This window comes from Sodalis praecaptivus (assembly GCF_000517425.1).
GTDB classification, from domain to species: Bacteria; Pseudomonadota; Gammaproteobacteria; order Enterobacterales; family Enterobacteriaceae; genus Sodalis_A; species Sodalis_A praecaptivus.
In genome coordinates, this window is the sequence record NZ_CP006569.1 from 70589 (window position 1) to 92568 (window position 21980).

20 protein-coding genes are annotated in these 21980 nt (G+C 54.8%); 8 read left to right on the forward strand and 12 right to left on the reverse strand.

Annotation, left to right across the window (positions count from 1 at the left end):
- Positions 1-21 precede the first annotated feature (21 nt).
- From SANT_RS00330 to rpmH, 12 genes are all read right to left on the reverse strand, one after another.
- Positions 22-1161, reverse strand: a complete 1140-nt coding sequence (locus SANT_RS00330; protein WP_025420337.1) for a mannitol dehydrogenase — start codon at positions 1159-1161, stop codon at positions 22-24.
- Positions 1162-1172: 11 nt separating this feature from the next.
- Positions 1173-1988: a PTS system mannose/fructose/sorbose family transporter subunit IID gene (locus SANT_RS00335; protein ID WP_025420338.1), complete on the reverse strand. Its 816-nt coding sequence runs from the start codon at positions 1986-1988 to the stop codon at positions 1173-1175.
- Positions 1989-1999: 11 nt separating this feature from the next.
- A complete protein-coding gene (locus SANT_RS00340) occupies positions 2000-2737 on the reverse strand; it encodes a PTS mannose/fructose/sorbose/N-acetylgalactosamine transporter subunit IIC (RefSeq protein ID WP_025420339.1) in 738 nt (245 codons plus the stop codon).
- A 2-nt stretch (positions 2738-2739) separates the two neighbouring features.
- Positions 2740-3237 (reverse strand): PTS sugar transporter subunit IIB, encoded by a 498-nt coding sequence (locus tag SANT_RS00345; RefSeq protein WP_025420340.1) that lies wholly within the window; start codon positions 3235-3237, stop codon positions 2740-2742.
- Positions 3230-3652: a PTS sugar transporter subunit IIA gene (locus SANT_RS00350; protein ID WP_025420341.1), complete on the reverse strand. Its 423-nt coding sequence runs from the start codon at positions 3650-3652 to the stop codon at positions 3230-3232. Before SANT_RS00350 ends, SANT_RS00345 begins: the two co-directional genes overlap by 8 nt.
- Positions 3653-3679: 27 nt before the next feature.
- Positions 3680-4486: a sorbitol-6-phosphate dehydrogenase subunit gene (locus tag SANT_RS00355; RefSeq protein WP_025420342.1), complete on the reverse strand. Its 807-nt coding sequence runs from the start codon at positions 4484-4486 to the stop codon at positions 3680-3682.
- 103 nt (positions 4487-4589) lie between these two features.
- Positions 4590-7226 (reverse strand): sigma 54-interacting transcriptional regulator, encoded by a 2637-nt coding sequence (locus SANT_RS00360; RefSeq protein WP_025420343.1) that lies wholly within the window; start codon positions 7224-7226, stop codon positions 4590-4592.
- A 416-nt stretch (positions 7227-7642) separates the two neighbouring features.
- Positions 7643-9007: a tRNA uridine-5-carboxymethylaminomethyl(34) synthesis GTPase MnmE gene (gene mnmE, locus SANT_RS00365; RefSeq protein ID WP_025420344.1), complete on the reverse strand. Its 1365-nt coding sequence runs from the start codon at positions 9005-9007 to the stop codon at positions 7643-7645.
- A 98-nt stretch (positions 9008-9105) separates the two neighbouring features.
- Entirely contained in the window at positions 9106-10749 is a 1644-nt protein-coding gene (gene yidC / locus SANT_RS00370) for a membrane protein insertase YidC (RefSeq protein WP_025420345.1), read from the reverse strand.
- A gap of 2 nt (positions 10750-10751) precedes the next feature.
- Positions 10752-11009, reverse strand: a complete 258-nt coding sequence (gene yidD, locus SANT_RS23150) for a membrane protein insertion efficiency factor YidD (RefSeq protein WP_071881984.1) — start codon at positions 11007-11009, stop codon at positions 10752-10754.
- A complete protein-coding gene (rnpA, locus tag SANT_RS00375) occupies positions 10973-11332 on the reverse strand; it encodes a ribonuclease P protein component (protein ID WP_071881985.1) in 360 nt (119 codons plus the stop codon). Before rnpA ends, yidD begins: the two co-directional genes overlap by 37 nt.
- A gap of 17 nt (positions 11333-11349) precedes the next feature.
- Positions 11350-11493: a 50S ribosomal protein L34 gene (gene rpmH, locus SANT_RS23155; RefSeq protein WP_071881986.1), complete on the reverse strand. Its 144-nt coding sequence runs from the start codon at positions 11491-11493 to the stop codon at positions 11350-11352.
- 633 nt (positions 11494-12126) lie between these two features.
- Here rpmH and dnaA point away from each other — a divergent pair.
- From dnaA to SANT_RS00415, 8 genes are all read left to right on the forward strand, one after another.
- Positions 12127-13521 (forward strand): chromosomal replication initiator protein DnaA, encoded by a 1395-nt coding sequence (gene dnaA, locus SANT_RS00380; protein WP_025246978.1) that lies wholly within the window; start codon positions 12127-12129, stop codon positions 13519-13521.
- A gap of 2 nt (positions 13522-13523) precedes the next feature.
- Positions 13524-14624 (forward strand): DNA polymerase III subunit beta, encoded by a 1101-nt coding sequence (gene dnaN / locus SANT_RS00385; RefSeq protein WP_025420346.1) that lies wholly within the window; start codon positions 13524-13526, stop codon positions 14622-14624.
- Between the two features lie 26 nt (positions 14625-14650).
- Positions 14651-15745, forward strand: a complete 1095-nt coding sequence (recF, locus tag SANT_RS00390; RefSeq protein ID WP_025420347.1) for a DNA replication/repair protein RecF — start codon at positions 14651-14653, stop codon at positions 15743-15745.
- An 18-nt stretch (positions 15746-15763) separates the two neighbouring features.
- Complete coding sequence (gyrB, locus tag SANT_RS00395) at positions 15764-18178, forward strand: DNA topoisomerase (ATP-hydrolyzing) subunit B (protein WP_025420348.1); 2415 nt, start codon at positions 15764-15766, stop codon at positions 18176-18178.
- Between the two features lie 517 nt (positions 18179-18695).
- A complete protein-coding gene (gene yidA / locus SANT_RS00400; RefSeq protein ID WP_025420349.1) occupies positions 18696-19538 on the forward strand; it encodes a sugar-phosphatase in 843 nt (280 codons plus the stop codon).
- Between the two features lie 174 nt (positions 19539-19712).
- Positions 19713-20411 carry a FadR/GntR family transcriptional regulator gene (locus SANT_RS00405; protein WP_025420350.1) on the forward strand — a complete coding sequence of 233 codons (699 nt, stop codon included), beginning with the start codon at positions 19713-19715 and terminating at the stop codon, positions 20409-20411.
- A complete protein-coding gene (locus SANT_RS00410) occupies positions 20408-21301 on the forward strand; it encodes a 2-dehydro-3-deoxygalactonokinase (RefSeq protein ID WP_025420351.1) in 894 nt (297 codons plus the stop codon). Before SANT_RS00405 ends, SANT_RS00410 begins: the two co-directional genes overlap by 4 nt.
- On the forward strand, positions 21288-21908 hold the full coding sequence (locus SANT_RS00415; protein ID WP_025420352.1) for a 2-dehydro-3-deoxy-6-phosphogalactonate aldolase: 621 nt from the start codon (positions 21288-21290) through the stop codon (positions 21906-21908). Before SANT_RS00410 ends, SANT_RS00415 begins: the two co-directional genes overlap by 14 nt.
- The last annotated feature ends 72 nt before the right edge of the window (positions 21909-21980 follow it).

The window sequence follows — 21980 nt, forward strand, 5'->3', positions numbered from 1 at the left end:
GACTCCTGAATAAATCGTGCGTTAATAAGCTAGTGCAGCATAACTTTTGCTAATTTTGCCGTGCAGGGCGCTATTCTCCTTAATACCGGTAAAATGGCTAATGGCCTGGCTAATATCATGTTCTGCAATAAAGCGATTCATGCTAACGCTTTGTTCATCGTCAGGGTCGCTATAGCGCAGTGCGGCGGCAATGCCTGTTATTAAAGCGTCATTGGGCAAGCCTTGTTCTTCGCATTGTAGACAGGGGCCGGTTAGGCGATCGCCAGGGGACAATTTACGGATCGGCGCACGGCATACCCGCTGTACCGTATCCACCACGCCGGGCGTGCAGAAACGATTGATAACGAAGCGAATATACTCATCCAGCTCAGCGGCGCTAAAACCATAAATCACGCTGAGCAGGCGTGCGGTTTCCCCCATCGACTGGCGAATAGCGCTCACCAGCGCGGCATCGGCGAATATTTGCTGCATGGTGACATACCCTTGCAAATGTCCCATGTACCCCGCCCAGGCATGGCCGCCATTGATAATATACAGCTTGCGGTCCATATATTTTTGCAAATTATCGGTATACACCGCGCCGGGCAGGGGCTGCGTATCCGGCGCGATAAGTTTGGTTTTATCAATGACCAGCTCATATTCAACGCCGGCATCGATACTGTGTTGCTGGTCGCGTGTGGAGGCCAGTACCATCCGGTCAACGGCGGTGCTGGGGAAGGCGGCGAGGGCATCAACATCGGATTCGCCCAGCGCGGCGATCTCTTTTTTCAGCCGTTCTCCGTTAAAGCGCGCATTCTCACACACGATAATATTGATGCGGTCTTTCCCCGCGGCCCGCCGCGCCCGTAATCCTGCCAGGATAAGCGGCGCGATATGGCGGAGGTTATCCGCCCATACCGCCGTCGTGATAAGATTCGCTTGCGTTATTTTATCCACGATCAGCGCGCTGTCTTTCGCCGGCGAAAGCGCGGCGGCCACCGGGATGAACTTACGCTGATACCCTTTTTCAATAAGCCAGATATCGTAGCCTTTGTGTTGATTTATTTGTGTATTCAGAGCGTCATTGTTCTCCACAAACGTAATGTCATACCCCCCGTCGTGGAGCAAGTCGCCGATGAATCCACGGCCGATACTGCCTGCGCCAAAATGTACGGCCTGCATAGCGCCTCCTGTTAAAATATTCCCAGTAATGCCCCGATAATTGAAATGGCAACAATCAATATCATAATGATGGTGAAATTCTGGTTGCGTTTTACTAGCCACCAGTAGATGCCGAATACGGCCAGCAGCGGCAAAATACCGGGGACAATGTTGTCGATCACCTGTTGCAGAACGAAGGGTTTATTTTGCTCGCCAAAACTGAATTGCAGCGGCGTGCTGAGCTTCACGTAGGTCGATGACAACGCACCCATCATAAACAGACCAAGGGTGCTGGCCCCGGTAATGAGCATGCGGATATGACCGGACTGTAATATCTCGCGAATGGACGCCTGACCGGCGCGATAACCGTAGGCCGCCAGTTTACGACCAACAACAATCTGAATAATCGGCAGCAGCAGCAAGAAAAAGGCGCCAAGGATACTTCCATTAGCCGAAAGCGTTACCGCCAGACCGAAGATGATTGGCTTCAGCGTCGCCCAGTCAATTGAGTCGCCAATTCCCGCCATCGGCCCCATCAGCCCGGTTTTGATGCCGGTAATGGTGTCATCATCGATATCCGCGCCTTTCGCCTTCTGTTCTTCCATCGCGATGACGATGCCGTTAATCGGCGCGCCAAATACGGCTTCAGTATTGTAAAACACCAAATGGCGTTTGATGGCGAGCTTCAAATCTTCCGGGTCTGGGTAAAGCTTTTGCAGGATAGGCAAAATACCGGTGGTAAAGCCTAACGCCTGTAAACGCTCGTAGGAGATCCCCATTTCCGCGACGATGTAATAATAGAGCCAGCTATTCTTAACATCTTTTTCTGTAATCTCTTTAGGGTACATAGGTAAGATCCTCACGCTTCTTTTTTATTTTGATAATAAGAAATGAGTAACACTGCGCTGAGACCAAAAATCGCCGCGCCGAAGACGGGAATGCCGCTGAACTGCACCAGGAAATAGCCGATAAAAAACCACGGTAGCAATGCTCTTTTACCGATAACGAAAATGGTCAAGGCAAAGCCGAGCGCGGGGAGCAGACCGCCTGCGACACTGAACCCGTGAATCAGCCATTCCGGTACGCTGTTGAGAAAGGCATTGATGCTGTCTTTGCCGTAAAGATTGGCGAGAAAGGGCACGGGGAAACGAATGAAGAAGCCCAGTACGGTCGGCCAGACGATGGCGCACAATTTTATCTGGCGAACATTGCCTTCTTCAGCGTACTTATCCGCCATATGCACGAAAACGGCGTTGACGGTTTTTCTGAATTGATCAAGAAATACGCCCATAACCCCGACCGGTACCGCGATGGCAATGGCCAGCGTCGGCGAAAGGCCGGTGTTTAAGGCGAGCGGTATAGCGATAAGGCCGGCCAGACAATCATCGGCGGGCAAGTTGGAGCCTGCCGCCACCAGACCGATGTACAAGATCTGTATGGCCGCACCAATGATGACCGCCTGCGTGACGTCACCCATTATCAAGCCAATCAGTACTGAGGCGAATAATGGCTGGCGGATGGCGTGGGTAATGGCATAACCAACGTCAGTTTTACAAATCCAGTACCAGAGCCCGGTAAAAATCGCGACTTCCCACATAGTCAACCCTCCAGACGCGTTATGGCTTTATCCAACGTTAATTTGACTTCCTCTGGGGTGACCTGGAAATAAACGGCGGTTCCCTGGGACTGAATAAATTTGAGATCCTGTAAATCCTGATCATCAATGGATATTCCGTTCACCACGCTGCGCCGATTGACACCGCCACCGAGTCCCCCAACCTGAACTTCCTTGAATACAATATCCCTGGACATCAAATGTCTGACGTTACCGATGGATTTGAATAACACCAGTACGTTGCTTTTATTGCTGTTGAAGTAGCCCTCTTGAGAGGCGTTAATAAATTGCTCTTCGGCCATGACATGAACATCGACGCCCGGCGGCGCCGCCATCACGTAGATATCGGCCAAAAAGGGGTCTTTGGATAATTTGTCATCCACGATAATGATCTCGGTAGCGGAGATAATATTTCGCCACTTCGTAATAACCTGCCCATGAATGAGGCGAAAATCAACCCGTACCAGTTTAATATTATTCATAGGTATTCCCGTTGGCTATAGATGTCACGTTTTTAATACTTTCACCGCCCACTTCAATAATGCGATTGATAAGTTCTTCCGTACTCAGTTCATTGCGATGCATCTCGGCTTCAATCAGCATGGGTAAATTCATGCCGCAAATCACCGGGAAGCCTTTACGTTTGGCAAACACCGCCGCCACGTTAGACGGCGTGCCGGCATAAATATCGGTAAAGATGATACTGTGCGTAGGGGCGCGTTTTAACACCTCGCCCATCTCTTCCATAAGCTGCTCGGGCGCCATACCCGGCATCAATGAAAAGCAATAAATATTCTCTATCTTACCCAGGATCATTTCGCAGCTATTAACTAATTCATTGCCGAAACGACCATGTGAAATAACCAACAACCAGGGGACCACGTTTAATTTATCCATAAAATTTCCTGCCAGAAATGGAAAGGATTAGCCGCGAGATTTTCCTCCCGTGATATTTATTGTGGTACCTGTGATATAACTTGACTTGTCGGACAACAGCCAGGTTACCAAATTGGCGATTTCATCCAACTTTCCCTGACGGCCGAGGGGGATTTTCTGGCTGTAATCTTCATCAATATTGGTGACCTTCATGCCGCGGGTATAGGCCAGCGCTTCGCGGTGCTTGGCATCTCCCATCGGCGTCGGCTCATTGATGCCGGGCGCAACGCCCACGACCCGAATACCAAATGCACCCAGCTCTTTCGCCCAGGATAGGGTAAAACCATGCACGGCGGCTTTGGTGGCAGAATAACAACTCTGTCCTTTTGAGCCCTCAATGCCGGCCTCGGAGAGAATGTTTACCACCGCGCCTTGTTTCTGGCGGATCATGATGCGGGCGACTTCTTGAGTACAAATAAAAGGCCCCTTTTGGTTCACCCTCACCATAAAATCAAAATCGTCGTCGCTTAACTCGTATTGCGGCGTTTCGCTATAATAGTCGACCAACAGCCGGGCGCGGTTTACCCCCGCGTTATTCACCAGTCCATCGATACGTTGATACTGGCGGTACACGTCATCAACACACTGTTTGAATGCGGTGCGATCGGTGATATCGCACAAGCGGTAATCCACCCCGGCCGCGCGGGAGGCGGAGTCCGGTATTTGGATATCCGCAACAACCACCTGGGCATTATTCTCCAGCAGATCATTGACAATATGCGAGCCAATGCCGGAACTCCCGCCGGTAACAATAATCACCCGCTGATTCAGATCTATCCACTTCTTCGACGCCATTGCATTCTCTCCAGATGAAGTTAAAGCCGAGTTGTGTGAGAGTTAATACAAAAGGCATGCCAGATTTTATTTCACAGAATTATTAGTGAGTTAGAGTTAGTGTTTAGGCATCGCTAGAAACCTGCACACTATCTCGTTGGGCGTTCAACACTAGCAAAGAATGGTCAACAGTGATCCAGGGCTCCATGAGCTCATATATCATCAGGCATTCCGTGGTGGTCATGGCAAAGCGGTATTTGGCAATAAGCGGCCTGAAGGCTTGCGGCGTCAGTGCGATAAAATTGCGCTGCTGATCGGTCAGTTCGCTGTCTTCACGGTGATTTAAACCCTCGTGGGTCATCAGTCGTTCAATCATCGCCGCCAGATGCATAAATAAATTGATGCGCAGGTAGCTCTCAAAGTGAATGTTGTAGGTCATCTCGTAGAATTTCACCACTTCTTCCACCTCTTCGATAATAACGTTGGGATTGAGGAAAGAGAGATGGCTGGCGACCCCTTCAATGGTAAACAGAATGACAATCTCGTCGACCATCTGTTTCAATCTGTCGGCGGACATAATGGTTGAAAAATAATTTTTCCAAAGTTGGTCGGGCTTATCGCCGATAAGCTTCCTGACATTGATGATAGGGATAGCGTTGGCATTCAATTCCGTGGTGGTAATGATTAACCTTGTGCCGTACAGCGCGCTGTCCGCTTTTGCCAGCTTCCATTTCAGATCGTCGTATTCCATTGTTACGACATCAAGCGTTTCATCATTCACATAACGCCGGGCGATCTCCTGTAGCTGTTTTGACACCCCTTCACCTGAGATACAGGAGATAATCAATTTATTGCCTTGGACAATACCGGAATAATAGCGCGCCTCAATTTCCCAAGCGCCTTTGATCCCGTCGACAATCTCTTTCATCGACAGCCGCTGCTGAATTTTCTCCGCAATATCGAGCGCCATCGCGGTGCTGACATTATTCATCACCAGTAAATCGCCCTGGATATGCAGTTTAATTTCGGCGTAAATATCCTCGAGCGAGCCCATGTCTACCAAAATCACCATACCGGCCTGCTCTTTAAGCCCGTCAATCCAGGTGGTGAGATGGCTGATGATCCCTCGCGTGTCGACGGACAGGGGCATATCAAACGCTTTGAGATAAAAACCCCCTAGCAAATTATTTGCCGTTCCCGCGATGCTGGAGGCGGTGGTGAGCCCGTGAGCCACAATAATGCCTTGAATAAGCGGCTCCTGCTCGACCTGGTGGCAAAATACGGCGCTCAGCAAGGGATGCAACAGGGGCGCCGGCGTTTCCGGCAAGCGCCGTTGCAGCAGCGAAACGGTTTCACTGGCCAGTAAACAAGCGCGCTGGGGAATGTATTCCGTCACCGCGGTGAGATGCTCGATAGCGGCGGAAGAAACAGTGCCATGCAGGCACCATTGCAGACAATGGAATACGGCCTTTTCCATCATCTCGCCCAGACGTAAGCCGCTCAGCTCGGTAAACTCGCGCAGGGTATCGACCGTGGTTTTCCATAACACCCCCTGGTAGAGCCGCGCGGCGGCCGCTTCGCCCAGGGTTGCGTGATAATGCTCCTCCAGCTTGCGAACAAACAGCGGGACATTAGCGGATCGGCAAAAGTTTTCCAGCAGGGTTTCTCCCGCCACCGATCTGGTCGGTGTAAGCGGTAACGCCGGGAAGGCGTTCTCGTCCCAATGAAAAATGACGTTTTCGCTATCATCTTGCGCCGGCGGATTACCTACAAGACGAATGCCGTTCTTTTGTCCCTGCGTATAAGCGGAAGCGCACAAGACTTTGATGCGGTTTTTGAGTTCACCGATATTTCCCCGTCCAGGGGAAGTAATCAAATGGCGAATCAAGTCTGTGGTAACGTGAATGTCTTGTTTGAAGCGCTGCGCTTCAGCTTGGAAAAAGGTGGATACCAGCGCCAGTTTCTCACTAAAAGGGCGTGATTCGGACGAGGGTAATTCAACCATCACGGGAATACGGCGGCGGAACGTCGTCAGCAAAACATTTTCGCTATTTTCGGTGGTGGCGAAAAGAAAACGCACGCGGGCGTGACTAGGTTGGCGGTTATCACCCAAGCGATAAAAGTAGCCTTTATCCATAAACAGGAAGAGTTTTTCCTGGTTTTCAGCGGACAGGCGGTGAACTTCGTCGAGAAAGAAAAAGCCTCCGTCTGCTTCATCCAGCAGACCGGTTTTCTCTTTGTCCGCGCCGGTAAAGGCCCCCTTCACATAACCGAATAGCGTACTGGACAATAATTCCGGGTTATTGGCGTAGTCGGCGCAATTGAGCTCAACCAGCCGCGCGCTGCGGGGGATCACGCCGTTTTCACCGGCGTAGCGGTGCAACAAGGTGGCGAGGTAGCTTTTTCCCACGCCGCTGGCGCCGGTGACCAGGATCGGTAAACCGCCATCGGGGTAATTGACCGCCGCCAGGCATAATTCCAACGCGCTTTTCAAACTCCCGGTCGCGCCGATTAAGGCCCGAAACACATCTTGTTCTGGCCGCTGGGGCGCCGTCGTCGGCCTAGGTTCGCTCAGCCAGAAACGGACCGGGCGGGTATTTTCCTTCCGCAAAAATCCCTCGTCACACAGCTGATTGAGATAAAGGCTTATCACGCTGCGGCTGGCGGAGGTAAAACGTTCGCAGTCCTGCGTGGTAAACCCCTCGCTCTCGTGGTGATAGCACGCGCTTATTTGTCGGTAAAGATCGTCTTTCGCGGACATGGGGTACCTTTTCGCATTGAATCGATTAAAGGGTACCTTGTTGCTTTCACGCGAGTTTCGCAAGCGCCGGAGCGGGCGAAAGCCAACCACCTCACAGAATTGACCGCTGTGCCTCATCGCGCCCCGCTGCGGGGCCGGATAGCCGGCTGTATTTCACTGGACCAGGGCGACGCTTAGGGAGAAATCATTTTCATATCCCCCGGCGCGCTGGCGCCAAAAGGGATGATTGCTGCTGCGTGGCCGCATATTCGGGCCCGATAAGCGGCTATTTCTGTTCGTACAGGTTATTGAGATATCTCGGCAGGGATGATGCCTTTCAGCGTCATAGTGAGGCGCCTGGATGTCGGTTGGGGCTGTCACACCCAACCGTGAATCTTAAGGCGTGAGAGAAAGGGAGCGGACGTTACTCACCAGATTCATTTGCCGATACAGAAACTGGAAAAAATCCTGCCGAGCAGGTCGTCGGAGCTGAATTCACCGGTAATTTCACTCAGCGCCTGTTGCGCCAGCCGTAACTCTTCCGCCAGCAGCTCGCCTGCGTAGGCGCTCACTAACTGTTCTTTCCCCTGCTGCAAATGCACGGCGGCGGTTTCCAGCGCGTCCAGATGGCGTCGGCGGGCCAAAAAGCCCCCCTCTGTGCTGCCGGTAAAGCCCATACTCTGCTTCAAATGGGTACGCAGCAGGTCTACGCCCACGCCGGACTGGGCGGAAAGGGTAATAAGTGAGTAACCGCTCACTTCACTAATGGCGACGCTTTCGCCGGTGAGGTCGGCTTTATTGCGCACTACCGTAACCGGCATACCGGAAGGCAAACGGGCGATAAACGCCGGCCAAAGCATATCCGGGTCACTGAGTGGGGTGGCGGCGCCGTCCACCATCAGCAGCACATGGTCGGCCTGTTCAATTTCACGCCAGGCACGCTCAATGCCGATCCGCTCCACCTCGTCGCCGGCGTCGCGCAGGCCGGCGGTATCGATAATATGCAGCGGCATACCGTCCAGGTGGATATGTTCACGCAGCACGTCGCGCGTCGTGCCCGCGATGGCGGTAACGATGGCGGCCTCGCGCCCCGCAAGCGCGTTCAGTAGGCTGGATTTACCGGCGTTCGGTTTACCGGCAATCACCACTTTCATGCCTTCGCGCAGTAGGCTGCCCTGGCGCGCTTCGATGCGTACTCCATCAAGGCTGGCGATGACGTCGTTCAGACTGGCTTCAATTTTACCGTCGGAGAGGAAATCGATTTCTTCATCGGGAAAGTCGATAGCCGCTTCGACGTAGATGCGCAGGTTAGTGAGCGCTTCCACTAATTCATGAATTCGCCCGGAAAACGCGCCCTGCAGCGAATTGATCGCCGAGCGGGCGGCCTGCTCAGAGCTGGCGTCAATGAGGTCGGCAATCGCCTCTGCCTGAGCGAGGTCCAGTTTGTCATTGAGAAAGGCGCGCTCGGAAAACTCGCCGGGGCGGGCAATGCGCACGCCGGGCAGCGATACGATACGTTGCAGCAACAGATCCAGGATGACCGGGCCGCCATGCCCTTGCAGTTCCAGGACATCTTCACCGGTAAAGGAATGGGGGCCAGGGAAGAACAGGGCAATGCCCTGATCAAGCGTAGCGCCGCCGTCATCGCGAAAGGGCAGGTATTCCGCCTGGCGCGCCCGCGGCAGCTTACCCAGCAGCGTGCGGGCCACCGTGGCGGCCAGGGGGCCCGAGACCCGCAGAATGCCGACGCCGCCGCGTCCGGGCGGGGTGGCAAGGGCTGTGATGGTATCCGTCTGGCTCATTGAAACGCTCGCTTGGCGCCGCGGGGCGCGGTTGAAAAAATTAAGGCGGTCATGGTTATGACCGCCTTATCAGCGTGGCTCGGGCCGGGCGCGCGCCGTTATTTGGCTTTTTTATCCCTGCTGTGCAGGCCGCGCTTTTCCAGGCCGCGATAAATAAGCTGCTGCTGGATAATGGTCACCAGGTTGCTGACGATATAGTACAACACCAGACCCGAGGGGAACCACAGGAAGAACACGGTGAAAATCACCGGCATAAAGGTCATGATCTTCTGCTGCATCGGGTCAGTGACGGTGGTGGGCGACATCTTCTGGATGAAGAACATGGTAATGCCCATCAGTACCGGCAGGATGTAGTAGGGATCCTGGGCCGAGAGGTCATGGATCCACAGGGCGAACGGCGCATGGCGCAATTCGATCGAGCCTGACAGCATGTAATACAGCGCCAGGAAGATCGGCATCTGAATCACCAGCGGCAGGCAGCCGCCCAGTGGATTAACCTTTTCCGCCTTGTACAGCGCCATCATTTCCTGGCTTTGGCGCTGTTTATCGTCACCCAGGCGCTCACGCATCGCCGCCAGTTTCGGCTGCAGCATGCGCATCTTGGCCATCGAGGTGTACTGCGCCTTGGTCAGCGGGTACATGATGCCGCGCACGATAAAGGTAATGATAATAATGGAGAAGCCCCAGTTGCCGATATAGCTGTGGATGAATTTCAGCAGCTTGAACAGCGGTTGGGAAATGAACCATAGCCAGCCGTAATCGACCGCCAAATCCAGATGCGGGGCGATGGCCGCCATCTTGTCCTGGATTTCCGGGCCGAGCCACAGCGTGGCTTTCAGCTCGCTTTGGCCGCCGGCCGCGACGGTGACAGGAGCGGATTTGAAGCCGACCGCCGCCTGGCCGTTACCCAGGTCCGTGGTATAGAACGTGTTTTTGCCCTGGGTGAAAGGCACCCAGGCCGTGGCGAAATATTGCTGCAGCATGGCGACCCAGCCGCCCTCGGTGCTGACGGAGAGATTCTCGCCCTTGATATCGTTGAAGCTGTACTTCTGATATTTGTCGTCGGTAGTAGAGTACGCCGCGCCACGGTAAGTGTGTAACGCGAAGTTGCTGCTGCCGGTATCGCGCGCCTTGGGCAAATCAATGGATTGTTTCAGTTGACCGAACAACGTCAGCTCAAGCGGTTGCGCGCTGGCGTTATTGATATCGTAATTGACGTTTAAGGCAAAATCGCCGCGTTTCAAGATGAAGGTCTTGGTGTACACCGCGCCGTCGGGCGCGGTATAGGTCAGCGGCACGCGCAATTCGCTCTGGTTATCCGCCAGAACATAAGTGTCCTGGTTGGTGGTATACAGCGGGCGTTCGCCGTTGGCGGGGTTATCCGGGCCGTTTTTACCGGTCAGGCCGCTTTGCGCCTGATAGACGAACTCCGCGGAGGTTTCCAGCAAATGGAAAGGCTGCGGCGAACCCAGTTTATCGGGATAGGACAGCAGGAAAGCCTGCTCGATGTCACCGCCGCGGGTATTGATTTTCAGCGACAGCACGTCGGTTTTCACCGTAATGAGCTGGCCCTGTCCGCTGGCCGGCACGCCCTGGCTGTCCGGGTCTGCCGCTGTGGTGTTCGCGTTCTGTTGCGTGGTCTGGGCGGTAGGCTTGGGAGCATGGTCCGTCTGCCAGGCCTGCCAGATCATGAAAGACACGAACAGCAGAGCGATGACAAGAAGATTGCGTTGCGAATCCATTGTTAGTGTTCTCTGTTGTCAAAGGTTTTTGGCGGCACGGGATCTTCGCCACCTGGGTTCAAAGGGTGGCATTTTAATACGCGTTTTAATGTCAACCAACTGCCTTTTAACATACCAAACCTGCGTATTGCCTCAATTCCATACTGCGAACAAGTGGGCCGGAACCGGCAATGAGGTCCCAGCAACGGGCTGATCACGAGTTGATAACCGCGTATCAACCCGATCAGCAGCTTTGAGACTGGCGACAATGGCGGCGCCATAATTTTTCTAACGCTTCCGTCAGGGCATGGTTATCCAGATCGGCCACGCCTTTTTTGGCGATGACCACAAAATCCATGGCGGGCAGGGCGTGCTGATGTAGGCGGAAACTTTCGCGCGTCAGGCGCTTGATCCGGTTTCGTTCATGGGCCCGTTTTACATGTTTTTTGGCGACCGTGAGACCGACGCGGGGATGCCCCAGCGTGTTCAGGCGGCCGAGGATGGTGACATGCGGCGTGCCGGCCCGTTGAGGCTGCTGGAAGACGAAAGTAAAATGATTGGGAGTTAACAACCGTAACTCCCGGGGAAATGCGAGCTTAACCACCCGGTGGGCAAGCTTTCTTACTTGGAAGATACGGTCAGGCGTGTACGGCCTTTTGCACGGCGACGTGCCAAAACCTGACGACCGTTCTTCGTTGCCATACGAGCACGGAAACCGTGGGTACGGTTGCGTTTCAATACGGACGGTTGGAAAGTGCGTTTCATAGCGATTTCTACCTAAACTTTGATAATTACTGATCAGTAAACGCGTTTGGCCGCTCGGCGTGAAAACGACCGACGCCTCAATCGCATAACGATAAAGAGGCGGGATTGTAATAATTGTACAGTCCCGAGTCAATTCACATCGCGCATGCCCGCCTGAATACCCGTGTTCATGCCAGAATCTCCGTCCGGCAAGTCGGACAGGACAACAGACGTCACGCGTAGGGCTGAGAATTATACGGGGTTCGCGCCAAAGCGCAAGGATCATGCGGGATCTACTCTATTCCTGGCAGGATCACATGTCCGCGATCCCGGCCGAAAAATTCAGACTATGCTTAATTTCGTCGATCATAAGGCTTACTTTTTATCCAGCGGGGACAGAATCAGGTACACTCCCAAGCGCCCGGTTACCCTGTGGATAAAAAGGTTGAAAACTGTGTAGAAGAGGAGGATCTGCGGCGCGGTTTGCGTTATGATCCGCACTCCCTGACGGGATCCCCACCAAGATCCGTTGCGGGAAAAACCGTTTAAGGCGGTTCGCAGGTTGCATCACGGTAATCTGTGTCAAAAAGATGATCCTGAATCATACAGTTTTGTTTCTTTTCTTTTGTTGATCTTGTTCGATTGGAGTCCGCCGTGTCACTTTCGCTTTGGCAGCAATGTCTTGCCCGGTTACAGGATGAGTTACCTGCCACAGAATTCAGTATGTGGATACGCCCCCTACAGGCGGAACTGAGTGACAACACTCTGGCGCTTTACGCCCCTAATCGGTTCGTGCTGGATTGGGTGCGGGATAAGTATTTGAACAACATCAACGGGTTGCTAAATGACTTCTGCGGCACCGATGCGCCGCTGCTGCGCTTTGAGGTGGGCAGCAAGCCGCCGCAAATGGCGGTGCTTCAGCCCGCGAGCCATCACGCCAGCGAGGCGCCGTCCCAAGCGGCGGTCGCCCGTCCGCGGCCCAGCCGGCCGAGCTGGGATAACGCTCCGCTGCAACCGGAGCTCTCTTATCGCTCCAATGTGAATCCCAAACATAACTTTGACAATTTCGTTGAAGGTAAATCGAACCAGCTGGCGCGCGCCGCGGCGCGACAGGTCGCCGACAATCCCGGCGGCGCTTATAATCCGCTGTTCCTTTATGGTGGCACCGGGCTGGGCAAAACCCATCTGCTGCACGCGGTGGGCAATGGCATCATGGCGCGCAAGGCCAATGCCAAAGTGGTGTATATGCATTCAGAGCGCTTTGTCCAGGATATGGTCAAGGCATTACAAAATAATGCCATCGAGGAATTTAAACGCTATTACCGGTCGGTGGACGCGTTGCTTATCGATGACATTCAGTTTTTCGCCAATAAAGAGCGCTCGCAGGAGGAGTTTTTCCATACCTTCAATGCACTGCTCGAAGGCAATCAGCAGATTATTCTGACCTCCGATCGCTATCCCAAGGAAATAAACGGCGTCGAAGACCGGTTGAAGTCGCGCTTTGGTTGGGGGCTGACGGTGGCAATTGAGCCGCCGGAGCTTGAGACGCGCGTGGCGATATTAATGAAGAAAGCCGATGAGAACGCGATCCGCCTGCCGGGGGAAGTGGCTTTTTTCATCGCCAAGCGTTTACGTTCCAACGTCCGCGAGCTCGAAGGGGCGTTGAACCGCGTCATTGCCAACGCCAACTTCACCGGCCGGGCGATTACCATTGACTTTGTGCGCGAAGCGCTGCGGGATCTTCTGGCGCTGCAGGAAAAGCTGGTCACCATTGATAATATCCAGAAAACCGTCGCGGAATACTATAAAATCAAGGTGGCCGATTTGCTCTCCAAGCGGCGTTCACGCTCGGTAGCGCGCCCCCGACAGATGGCGATGGCGTTATCGAAAGAATTAACCAACCATAGTCTGCCCGAAATCGGCGATGCGTTCGGCGGACGCGATCATACGACGGTGCTGCACGCCTGCCGGAAAATCGAGCAATTGCGTGAAGAGAGCCACGATATTAAAGAAGATTTCTCTAACTTAATCAGAACATTGTCTTCCTAACTATGAAATTTATCGTTGAACGTGAGCATCTGCTTAAGCCCCTGCAACAGGTCAGCAGCCCGTTGGGAGGCCGCCCTACATTACCGATTCTGGGTAACCTGCTATTGCAGGTGACGGAAGACCGCTTGCATCTGACCGGTACCGATTTGGAAATGGAAATGGTTGCGCGGGTGGCGCTGAGCGCCGCTCATGAGCCGGGCGCCACCACGGTGCCGGCGCGCAAGTTTTTTGATATTTGTCGCGGTTTGCCGGAAGGGGCGGAAATCGCCGTGACGTTGGAAGGTGAACGGATGCTGATTCGCTCGGGGCGCAGCCGCTATTCGCTTTCCACGCTGCCCGCCTCCGACTTTCCCAATCTGGATGATTGGCAAAGCGAGGTGGAATTCACCCTGTCGCAGTCAATTCTGAAACGATTAATCGAATCGACGCAGTTCTCGATGGCTCATCAGGATGTGCGTTACTATCTCAACGGTATGCTCTTCGAAACCGAAGGCGAGGAACTGCGTACCGTGGCCACCGACGGGCACCGCCTGGCGGTCTGCGCCATGTCGGTCGGTGAGGCGCTGCCGTCCCACTCTGTCATTGTGCCGCGCAAAGGGGTGATGGAGCTGGTGCGCATGCTGGACGGCGGCGAAAACCCCGTCAAGCTGCAAATCGGCAGCAACAATATTCGCGCCAGCGTCGGTGATTATATCTTCACTTCCAAGCTGGTCGACGGCCGTTTCCCTGATTATCGCCGCGTGTTGCCGAAGAATCCCGATAAAACCCTTGAGGCGGGCTGTGATGTGCTCAAGCAAGCCTTCGCCCGGGCCGCCATCCTCTCCAATGAAAAGTTTCGCGGCGTGCGGCTCTATCTCAGCGCCAACCAGCTGAAAATCACCGCCAATAATCCCGAACAGGAAGAAGCGGAAGAGATCCTCGATGTCGTTTATCAGGGCAGCGAGATGGAAATCGGTTTCAACGTCAGCTATGTACTCGACGTGCTAAACGCCCTGAAATGCGAGGAAGTGCGGCTGCTGCTGACCGATGGGGTGTCCAGCGTGCAGATTGAAGACAGCGCCAGCCAGGCGGCCGCCTATGTCGTTATGCCGATGCGTCTGTAGCCAATGTGGTAAGGTAGTGTGAGTTAATGGCTCTGTCGCGTCTGTTGATTCGTGATTTTCGTAATATCGCCTCCGCCGATTTGTCCTTGGCCGCCGATTTCAACTTTCTGGTGGGCGCCAACGGCAGCGGGAAAACCAGCGTTTTGGAGGCGATCTACACGCTTGGCCACGGTCGTGCGTTTCGCAGTTTGCAATCCGGGCGCGTTATTCGCCATGAGCAGCCGGAATTCGTGCTGCACGGGCGTATTGACGCCGAAGAGACCGATGCACGCGCGACCTCTGTGGGGCTGTCGCGCAATCGACTGGGCGATAGCACGGTGCGTATTGACGGCAGCGATGGCCATAAAGTGGCGGAGCTGGCCCAACTCTTACCGATGCAGCTGATTACGCCTGAGGGGTTCACGCTGCTCAACGGCGGCCCCAAATACCGGCGCGCATTTATGGATTGGGGCTGTTTCCATAATGAACCGGGTTTTTTTACCGCCTGGAGCAACCTGCGTCGGTTGCTAAAACAGCGCAATGCCGCTCTGCGTCAGGTCAGCCGTTATCAGCAGCTGCGCGCGTGGGATCAGGAGTTGATACCGCTGGCGAATCGTATCAGTCAATGGCGCGCCGACTACAGCGAGGCTATCGCGACGGATATTAGCGCCACCTGCGCGCAATTTTTGCCGGAGTTTCGCCTCGATTTCAGCTTTCAGCGCGGCTGGGACAAAGAAAGCGATTTTGGCGAGCTGCTGGAACGCCAGTTCGAGCGCGATCGCGCACTGACCTACACCGCGTCGGGGCCGCATAAAGCGGATTTCCGTATCCGCGCCGAAGGCGTACCGGTGGAGGATATCCTCTCGCGCGGTCAGCTGAAATTATTAATGTGCGCTCTGCGTTTGGCGCAGGGCGAATTCCTTACCCACCGGAACGGCCGGCGTTGTCTGTATCTTATCGACGACTTCGCCTCTGAACTGGACACCGGACGCCGCCGCTTATTGGCGGAGCGTCTAAAAGCCACCCACGCCCAGGTTTTCGTCAGCGCGGTCAGCGCGGATCAAATCCGTGATATTACCGATGAAAAGGGCAAGATGTTCAAGGTGGAACAGGGTAAAATAAGCCTCCAATCCGAAGTTTAAAATGAGCGGGAAACGTTGATGTCGAATTCTTATGACTCCTCAAGTATCAAAGTACTCAAAGGACTGGACGCGGTGCGTAAGCGCCCGGGTATGTATATCGGCGATACCGATGATGGTACCGGTCTGCATCATATGGTATTCGAGGTTGTGGACAACGCTATCGACGAAGCCCTTGCCGGTCACTGTAAAGAAATCGTGGTCATGATCCACGAGGACAATTCGGTTTCCGTCCAGGATGATGGTCGCGGTATTCCGACCGGCATTCACGAAGAAGAGGGCGTCTCCGCCGCCGAAGTCATCATGACCGTGCTGCACGCGGGTGGGAAGTTCGACGACAACTCCTATAAGGTGTCGGGCGGCCTGCACGGCGTCGGCGTGTCGGTGGTGAACGCTCTGTCGGAAAAACTCGAGCTGATGATCAAACGCGAAGGCAAAGTGCATCAGCAGACCTATCATGGCGGCGTGCCCCAATCGCCGCTGGAAGTGGTGGGCGCGACCGACCAGACCGGCACCACCGTGCGGTTCTGGCCGAGCTTTGCCACTTTCACCAATAATACCGAATTCCAATACGAAATCCTGGCTAAGCGGCTGCGTGAGTTGTCTTTCCTCAACTCCGGGGTGTCTATCCGTTTGCAGGACAAGCGCAACGACAAAGAAGATCATTTCCATTACGAAGGCGGCATTAAGGCTTTCGTGGAATATCTGAACAAGAACAAAACCCCTATCCACCCGAACGTGTTCTATTTTTCCACCGAAAAAGACAGTATCGGCGTGGAAATCGCGCTGCAATGGAACGACGGGTTCCAGGAAAATATTTACTGCTTCACCAACAATATTCCCCAGCGCGATGGCGGTACCCATCTGGCCGGCTTCCGCGCCGCCATGACCCGTACGCTGAATTCCTATATGGATAAAGAAGGTTACAGTAAGAAGGCCAAAGTCAGCGCCACCGGCGACGACGCCCGTGAAGGCCTTATCGCCGTCGTTTCGGTCAAGGTGCCGGATCCCAAGTTCTCTTCCCAAACCAAGGACAAGCTGGTTTCCTCGGAGGTGAAATCCGCGGTGGAGTCGCTGATGAACGAACGGCTGGTAGAATATCTGCTGGAAAATCCCAACGATGCCAAAATCGTGGTGGGTAAAATCATCGATGCCGCCCGCGCCCGTGAAGCCGCCCGTAAGGCGCGCGAGATGACCCGCCGTAAGGGGGCGCTGGATCTGGCCGGTTTGCCCGGTAAGCTGGCCGACTGCCAGGAGCGCGATCCGGCGCTGTCCGAGCTGTACCTGGTGGAGGGTGATTCCGCCGGCGGTTCCGCCAAGCAGGGCCGCAATCGCAAAAATCAGGCGATATTACCGCTGAAAGGGAAGATTCTTAACGTTGAAAAAGCCCGCTTTGACAAAATGCTCTCTTCCCAGGAAGTCGCCACGCTGATAACCGCCCTCGGCTGCGGCATCGGCCGCGATGAATATAATCCGGATAAGCTGCGTTATCACAATATCATTATCATGACCGATGCCGACGTCGATGGCTCGCATATCCGCACCCTGTTGTTAACCTTCTTTTATCGTCAGATGCCGGAAATTATTGAGCGCGGTCATGTATTTATCGCCCAGCCGCCGCTGTATAAAGTCAAGAAGGGCAAGCAGGAGCAATATATTAAAGATGACGAGGCGATGGACCAGTATCAGATAGCGCTGGCGATGGATGGCGCTACGCTGCACGCCAACGCCCATGCCCCGGCGCTGGCCGGCGAGCCGCTGGAGAATCTGGTCGCCGAACATTATGCCGTGCAAAAGATGATAGGCCGCATGGAGCGCCGCTTCCCGCGTGCGTTGCTTAACCATCTGATTTATCAACCGGCGTTGACCGAAGCGCAGTTGCATCAGCAGGAGCAGGTCACGAGCTGGATAGCGTCGCTGGTGCAAGCGCTGAACGAAAACGAAAAGCACGGCAGCAGCTATAGCTTCAAAGTGCAGGAAAATCGCGAGCGTCAGCTGTTCGAGCCGCTGCTGCGCGTGCGGACGCATGGCGTCGATACCGATTATCTGCTGGATTACGATTTTATCCACGGCGGTGAGTATCGCAAACTGGCGACGCTCGGCGAAAAGCTCAGCGATCTTATCGAGGCGGATGCCTATATCGAGCGCGGTGAACGCCGCCAACCGGTCACCAGCTTTGAACAGGCGCTGGAATGGCTGGTGAAAGAGTCGCGTCGCGGCCTGGCGGTGCAGCGCTATAAAGGGCTGGGCGAAATGAACCCCGAACAGCTGTGGGAAACCACCATGGACCCGGATAGCCGGCGCATGTTGCGCGTCACGGTGAAAGACGCCATCGCCGCCGATCAGCTTTTTACCACGCTGATGGGGGATGCGGTCGAGCCACGGCGCGCGTTTATTGAAGAGAACGCGCTAAAGGCGGCGAATATCGATATTTGACGGCGGCTACGGGCCCCTTCAACATCCGGGACTCAGCGCCCGGATTTTTTTTGCCCCGTTTTAACCGACAAGCGGCATTGGGCCGCCGGCGAAGGCGGGTTATTTCGCCGGTCACAACCAGGTCGGCGGACCATTGCGCTGGACATAACCAGGTAGGCAGGCTATTTCGCCGGTCACAACCAGAGCGGCGAGCTATTGCGCCGGGCATAACCCGGGTAGCGGCCTATTACATCGGCCATAGCCGGGTTGGCGGACCATGGCGCCGGCGTTGGTCAGGATGGCACTCTATTTCACCGGGTGTGCCGGCGCTCCGCTTAATAAAATTGCTTCCCTCTTGTCATAGCTCCGAATTATCCCTGGCGGATGCTATGGCAATGTCGGTCGCCAATATCGCCGGCGCGACAACGGTTGACAGCGTTGTCGGGTCATATAGGCTAAAGTGACCGCTGCCCTAAAGCAGTATAAAACAAGCGGCAGGCATCAGATTTATGCTTGTGGCGCAATCCAAGAGGATGCGATGGCGATAAAATTGATTGCAATTGATATGGACGGGACGCTGTTAAATCATAAACACGAAATTACCCCGGCGGTGAAAGAGGCTATCGGCGCGGCGCGCGGCAAGGGCGTTTACGTTGCGCTGGCGACCGGCAGGCCTTATATCGGTATAGAACGGTATCTCATGGAGCTGGATTTACAAGTAGAGGGGAATTTCTGCATTACCAATAACGGCGCGCTGGTACAGCGCACGGTGGACGGGTCGTGTATTTCGCAAACGGTGCTGGATATTAACGATTACCGCTACCTGGAGGCTTTATCCCGACAGCTTGAGGTCCATTTCCACGCGCTGGATTTCGCTACGCTTTACACCGCAAATCGCGATATTAGCCGTTATACCGTTTATGAGGCCTCATTAACCGGCATGCCTTTTAAGTTTCGCACCGTCGCGGAAATGGACGCCTCACTACGCTTCCCGAAAGTTATGATGATAGACGACCCCGATATTCTGGATGCGGCCATCAAACGCATTCCGCAAGAAGCGTTCGAGCGCTATACCATCATGAAAAGCGCGCCTTACTATCTGGAATTGCTAAGCAAACAGGCCAATAAGGGCACGGCGGTAAAAGCATTGGCGGAGCATTTGGGATTGAATCGTGATGAGGTGATGACCCTTGGCGATCAGGCCAACGATCTGGCAATGATTGAGTATGCCGGCACCGGCGTGGCGATGGGTAATGCCATCGACGAAATCAAAGCCGCCAGTCAATTTGTCACCCGGACCAATCTGGAAGATGGGGTGGCGCTGGCCATTCAGAAATTTGTCCTGGACGCGCCGTCGGACGCTGGTGCGAAACGGGCCTGAACCAAGGCTGCCCTTTCGCGGATGAACTGAGTAAAGTGTGATCTATATTGTAGTACAATAATTAATAATGGTGCTACAATTTGGGTCGAGTTTCGCTATCAACGCCCATTGTTGTGCGATAGACCTTCAGGAACTGATAGAATGATGCTTATTCCCTCAGGCCTCGGAGCAAGGATGATTAAGCACTCTCTTAGCAAAACCGAACGTATTATCCATGAAATGGGCCAGCAGATCATCAGCGGCAAGTATATTCCGGGCAGCGGATTACCCCCTGAAGCGGAATTATGTGAGGAATTCAGTACGTCGCGCAATATCATTCGCGAGGTCTTGCGTTCGCTGACGGCTAAGCGGCTCATCGAGATCATCCGTTATCGCGGTGCGTTCGTCACCGCGCGCAACAAATGGAACTATCTGGATAGCGATGTCCTGCAGTGGGTGCTTGCCTGTGATTATGATCCACGGCTTATCGCGTCCATGACCGAAGTGCGGAATCTGGTGGAGCCCACCATTGCACGCTGGGCCGCTGAGCGAGCCACCTCCAGCGAGCTGGCCGTTATTGAGGAAGCGCTCAACGGCATGATAACCAACCATAACAATCGCGATGCGTTCAACGAAGCGGATATTCGTTTCCACGAGGCGGTGCTCAATGCCGTGCATAATCCGGTTTTGCAGCAACTGGGCGTGGCAATAAGTTCGCTGCAGCGGGCGGTGTTTGAACGTACCTATATGCCTGATGAAGGCAATATGCCCCGCACGCTGCGGGAACATCAAAATCTGTACGATGCTATCCGCCATCAGGATAGCGAGGCGGCGGAGCAGGCGGCGTTGACCATGATCGCCAGCTCAACACAACGGTTGAAGGATATCACATGAGCAACAGCTACATCGCCATAGATTGGGGGTCGACCAACCTGCGCGCCTGGCTTTATCTGCACGGCGAACTGGCGGCAAGTACGCGTTCAGAGGCAGGCGTAACGCGATTGGGTGGGCGCAGCGCCGAGCAGGTGTTTCGTGAGGTGGTCGCGCCTTGGGCGCAGCATAACGTACCGGTAATCATGGCCGGTATGGTGGGCAGCAACGCCGGCTGGGTGCCGGTGCCGTATCTGTCATGCCCCACCAGTCTGACCGATATTGCCGGTAAACTGACGCGTGTTAACGATGCCGCGCCTTGGGATATCCGCATTATTCCCGGTATCAGTATTGTACGCGACAATAACTGCAACGTGATGCGCGGCGAGGAGACCCAATTGCTGGGCGCCTATCGTACGCATCCCGCCGGCCTGTATCTCATGCCCGGCACCCACTGTAAATGGGTTCGCAATCGCGATGGCGTGATTGACGATTTTCGTACCGTCATGACCGGCGAACTGCACCATTTGCTGATGACGCAGTCGCTGGTGGGCGTTGGCCTGACCGAGCAGCGGCCCGACGGGGAGGTGTTCCGTCAGGGCATGGCGCAGGGATTTGCCGAAAGCAATATTTTGCGCTGTTTGTTTGAAACCCGTGCCGCCCACGTGCTGGGTAAACTCGATCGCAGCACCGTGAGCGAATGGTTATCCGGTCTCCTCATCGGGAATGAAGTGGCGCAGATGCAGCGCGATTGGCGCCTACAGGCAGGCGAAACCGTGGCCGTCATCGGTAATCCTTCGCTGGCCGCCCGTTATCAACAGGCTCTGGATCATGCGGGGCTAAACCACCGGTTGCTGGACGGCGATGACTGTTTCCAGGCCGGTATAAGGAGCATAGTCAATGATTTGGAATGAAAAATTGCCGCTTATCGCTATCCTGCGCGGCATCACCCCCAATGAAGTCTTGGCCCATGTACAGGTGCTGCTTGACGCCGGCTTCGAGGCGGTGGAAATTCCCACCAATTCGCCGAATTGGGAGCAAAGCATTGCCAAAGCCGTCGCGGCTTTCGGCGATCGGGCCCTGATTGGCGCCGGGACGGTGCTGAACGTTGCCCAAGTGGAGGCGCTGCAGGCCACCGGCGCGACGTTGATGGTGACGCCGAATATCAACGCCGAGGTAATTCGACGCGCGGTGGGCTATGGGCTACAGGTTTGCCCCGGTTGCGCCACTGCGACCGAGGCGTTTACCGCCATTGAGGCCGGCGCGCAGGCGCTGAAAATTTTCCCGTCGGTTTCCTTTGGCCCTGACTATATCAAAGCGCTGAAAGCCGTGCTGCCGCCGGAGATACCGGTGTTTGCCGTTGGCGGGATTTCGCCGGAGAATTTGCACGATTATCTCAAGGCCGGCTGCGTGGGCGCCGGGCTCGGCAGCGATCTTTACCGGGCAGGCCAGCCGGTAAGCCGTACCGCCGAACAGGCCAGCGCATTTGTTGCCGCTTGGAAAACCGCGACCGGGCGTTGATAGGGCGGCGGGTTTACTGGCGCGGCCGAGATGGTTTGGTTTGGCCCCGCGGCCTGTCGGGCGTCGGCGGCG

Bases quoted from the DNA above. Each gene is read 5' to 3' on its own strand.
- SANT_RS00330 (WP_025420337.1), bottom strand. From the start codon at position 1,161: ATGCAGGCCGTACATTTTGGCGCAGGCAGTATCGGCCGTGGATTCATC.
- SANT_RS00335 (WP_025420338.1), bottom strand. From the start codon at position 1,988: ATGTACCCTAAAGAGATTACAGAAAAAGATGTTAAGAATAGCTGGCTC.
- SANT_RS00340 (WP_025420339.1), bottom strand. From the start codon at position 2,737: ATGTGGGAAGTCGCGATTTTTACCGGGCTCTGGTACTGGATTTGTAAA.
- SANT_RS00345 (WP_025420340.1), bottom strand. From the start codon at position 3,237: ATGAATAATATTAAACTGGTACGGGTTGATTTTCGCCTCATTCATGGG.
- SANT_RS00350 (WP_025420341.1), bottom strand. From the start codon at position 3,652: ATGGATAAATTAAACGTGGTCCCCTGGTTGTTGGTTATTTCACATGGT.
- SANT_RS00355 (WP_025420342.1), bottom strand. From the start codon at position 4,486: ATGGCGTCGAAGAAGTGGATAGATCTGAATCAGCGGGTGATTATTGTT.
- SANT_RS00360 (WP_025420343.1), bottom strand. From the start codon at position 7,226: ATGTCCGCGAAAGACGATCTTTACCGACAAATAAGCGCGTGCTATCAC.
- mnmE (WP_025420344.1), bottom strand. From the start codon at position 9,007: ATGAGCCAGACGGATACCATCACAGCCCTTGCCACCCCGCCCGGACGC.
- yidC (WP_025420345.1), bottom strand. From the start codon at position 10,749: ATGGATTCGCAACGCAATCTTCTTGTCATCGCTCTGCTGTTCGTGTCT.
- yidD (WP_071881984.1), bottom strand. From the start codon at position 11,009: ATGGCGCCGCCATTGTCGCCAGTCTCAAAGCTGCTGATCGGGTTGATA.
- rpmH (WP_071881986.1), bottom strand. From the start codon at position 11,493: ATGAAACGCACTTTCCAACCGTCCGTATTGAAACGCAACCGTACCCAC.
- dnaN (WP_025420346.1), top strand. From the start codon at position 13,524: ATGAAATTTATCGTTGAACGTGAGCATCTGCTTAAGCCCCTGCAACAG.
- recF (WP_025420347.1), top strand. From the start codon at position 14,651: ATGGCTCTGTCGCGTCTGTTGATTCGTGATTTTCGTAATATCGCCTCC.
- gyrB (WP_025420348.1), top strand. From the start codon at position 15,764: ATGTCGAATTCTTATGACTCCTCAAGTATCAAAGTACTCAAAGGACTG.
- yidA (WP_025420349.1), top strand. From the start codon at position 18,696: ATGGCGATAAAATTGATTGCAATTGATATGGACGGGACGCTGTTAAAT.
- SANT_RS00405 (WP_025420350.1), top strand. From the start codon at position 19,713: ATGATTAAGCACTCTCTTAGCAAAACCGAACGTATTATCCATGAAATG.
- SANT_RS00410 (WP_025420351.1), top strand. From the start codon at position 20,408: ATGAGCAACAGCTACATCGCCATAGATTGGGGGTCGACCAACCTGCGC.
- SANT_RS00415 (WP_025420352.1), top strand. From the start codon at position 21,288: ATGATTTGGAATGAAAAATTGCCGCTTATCGCTATCCTGCGCGGCATC.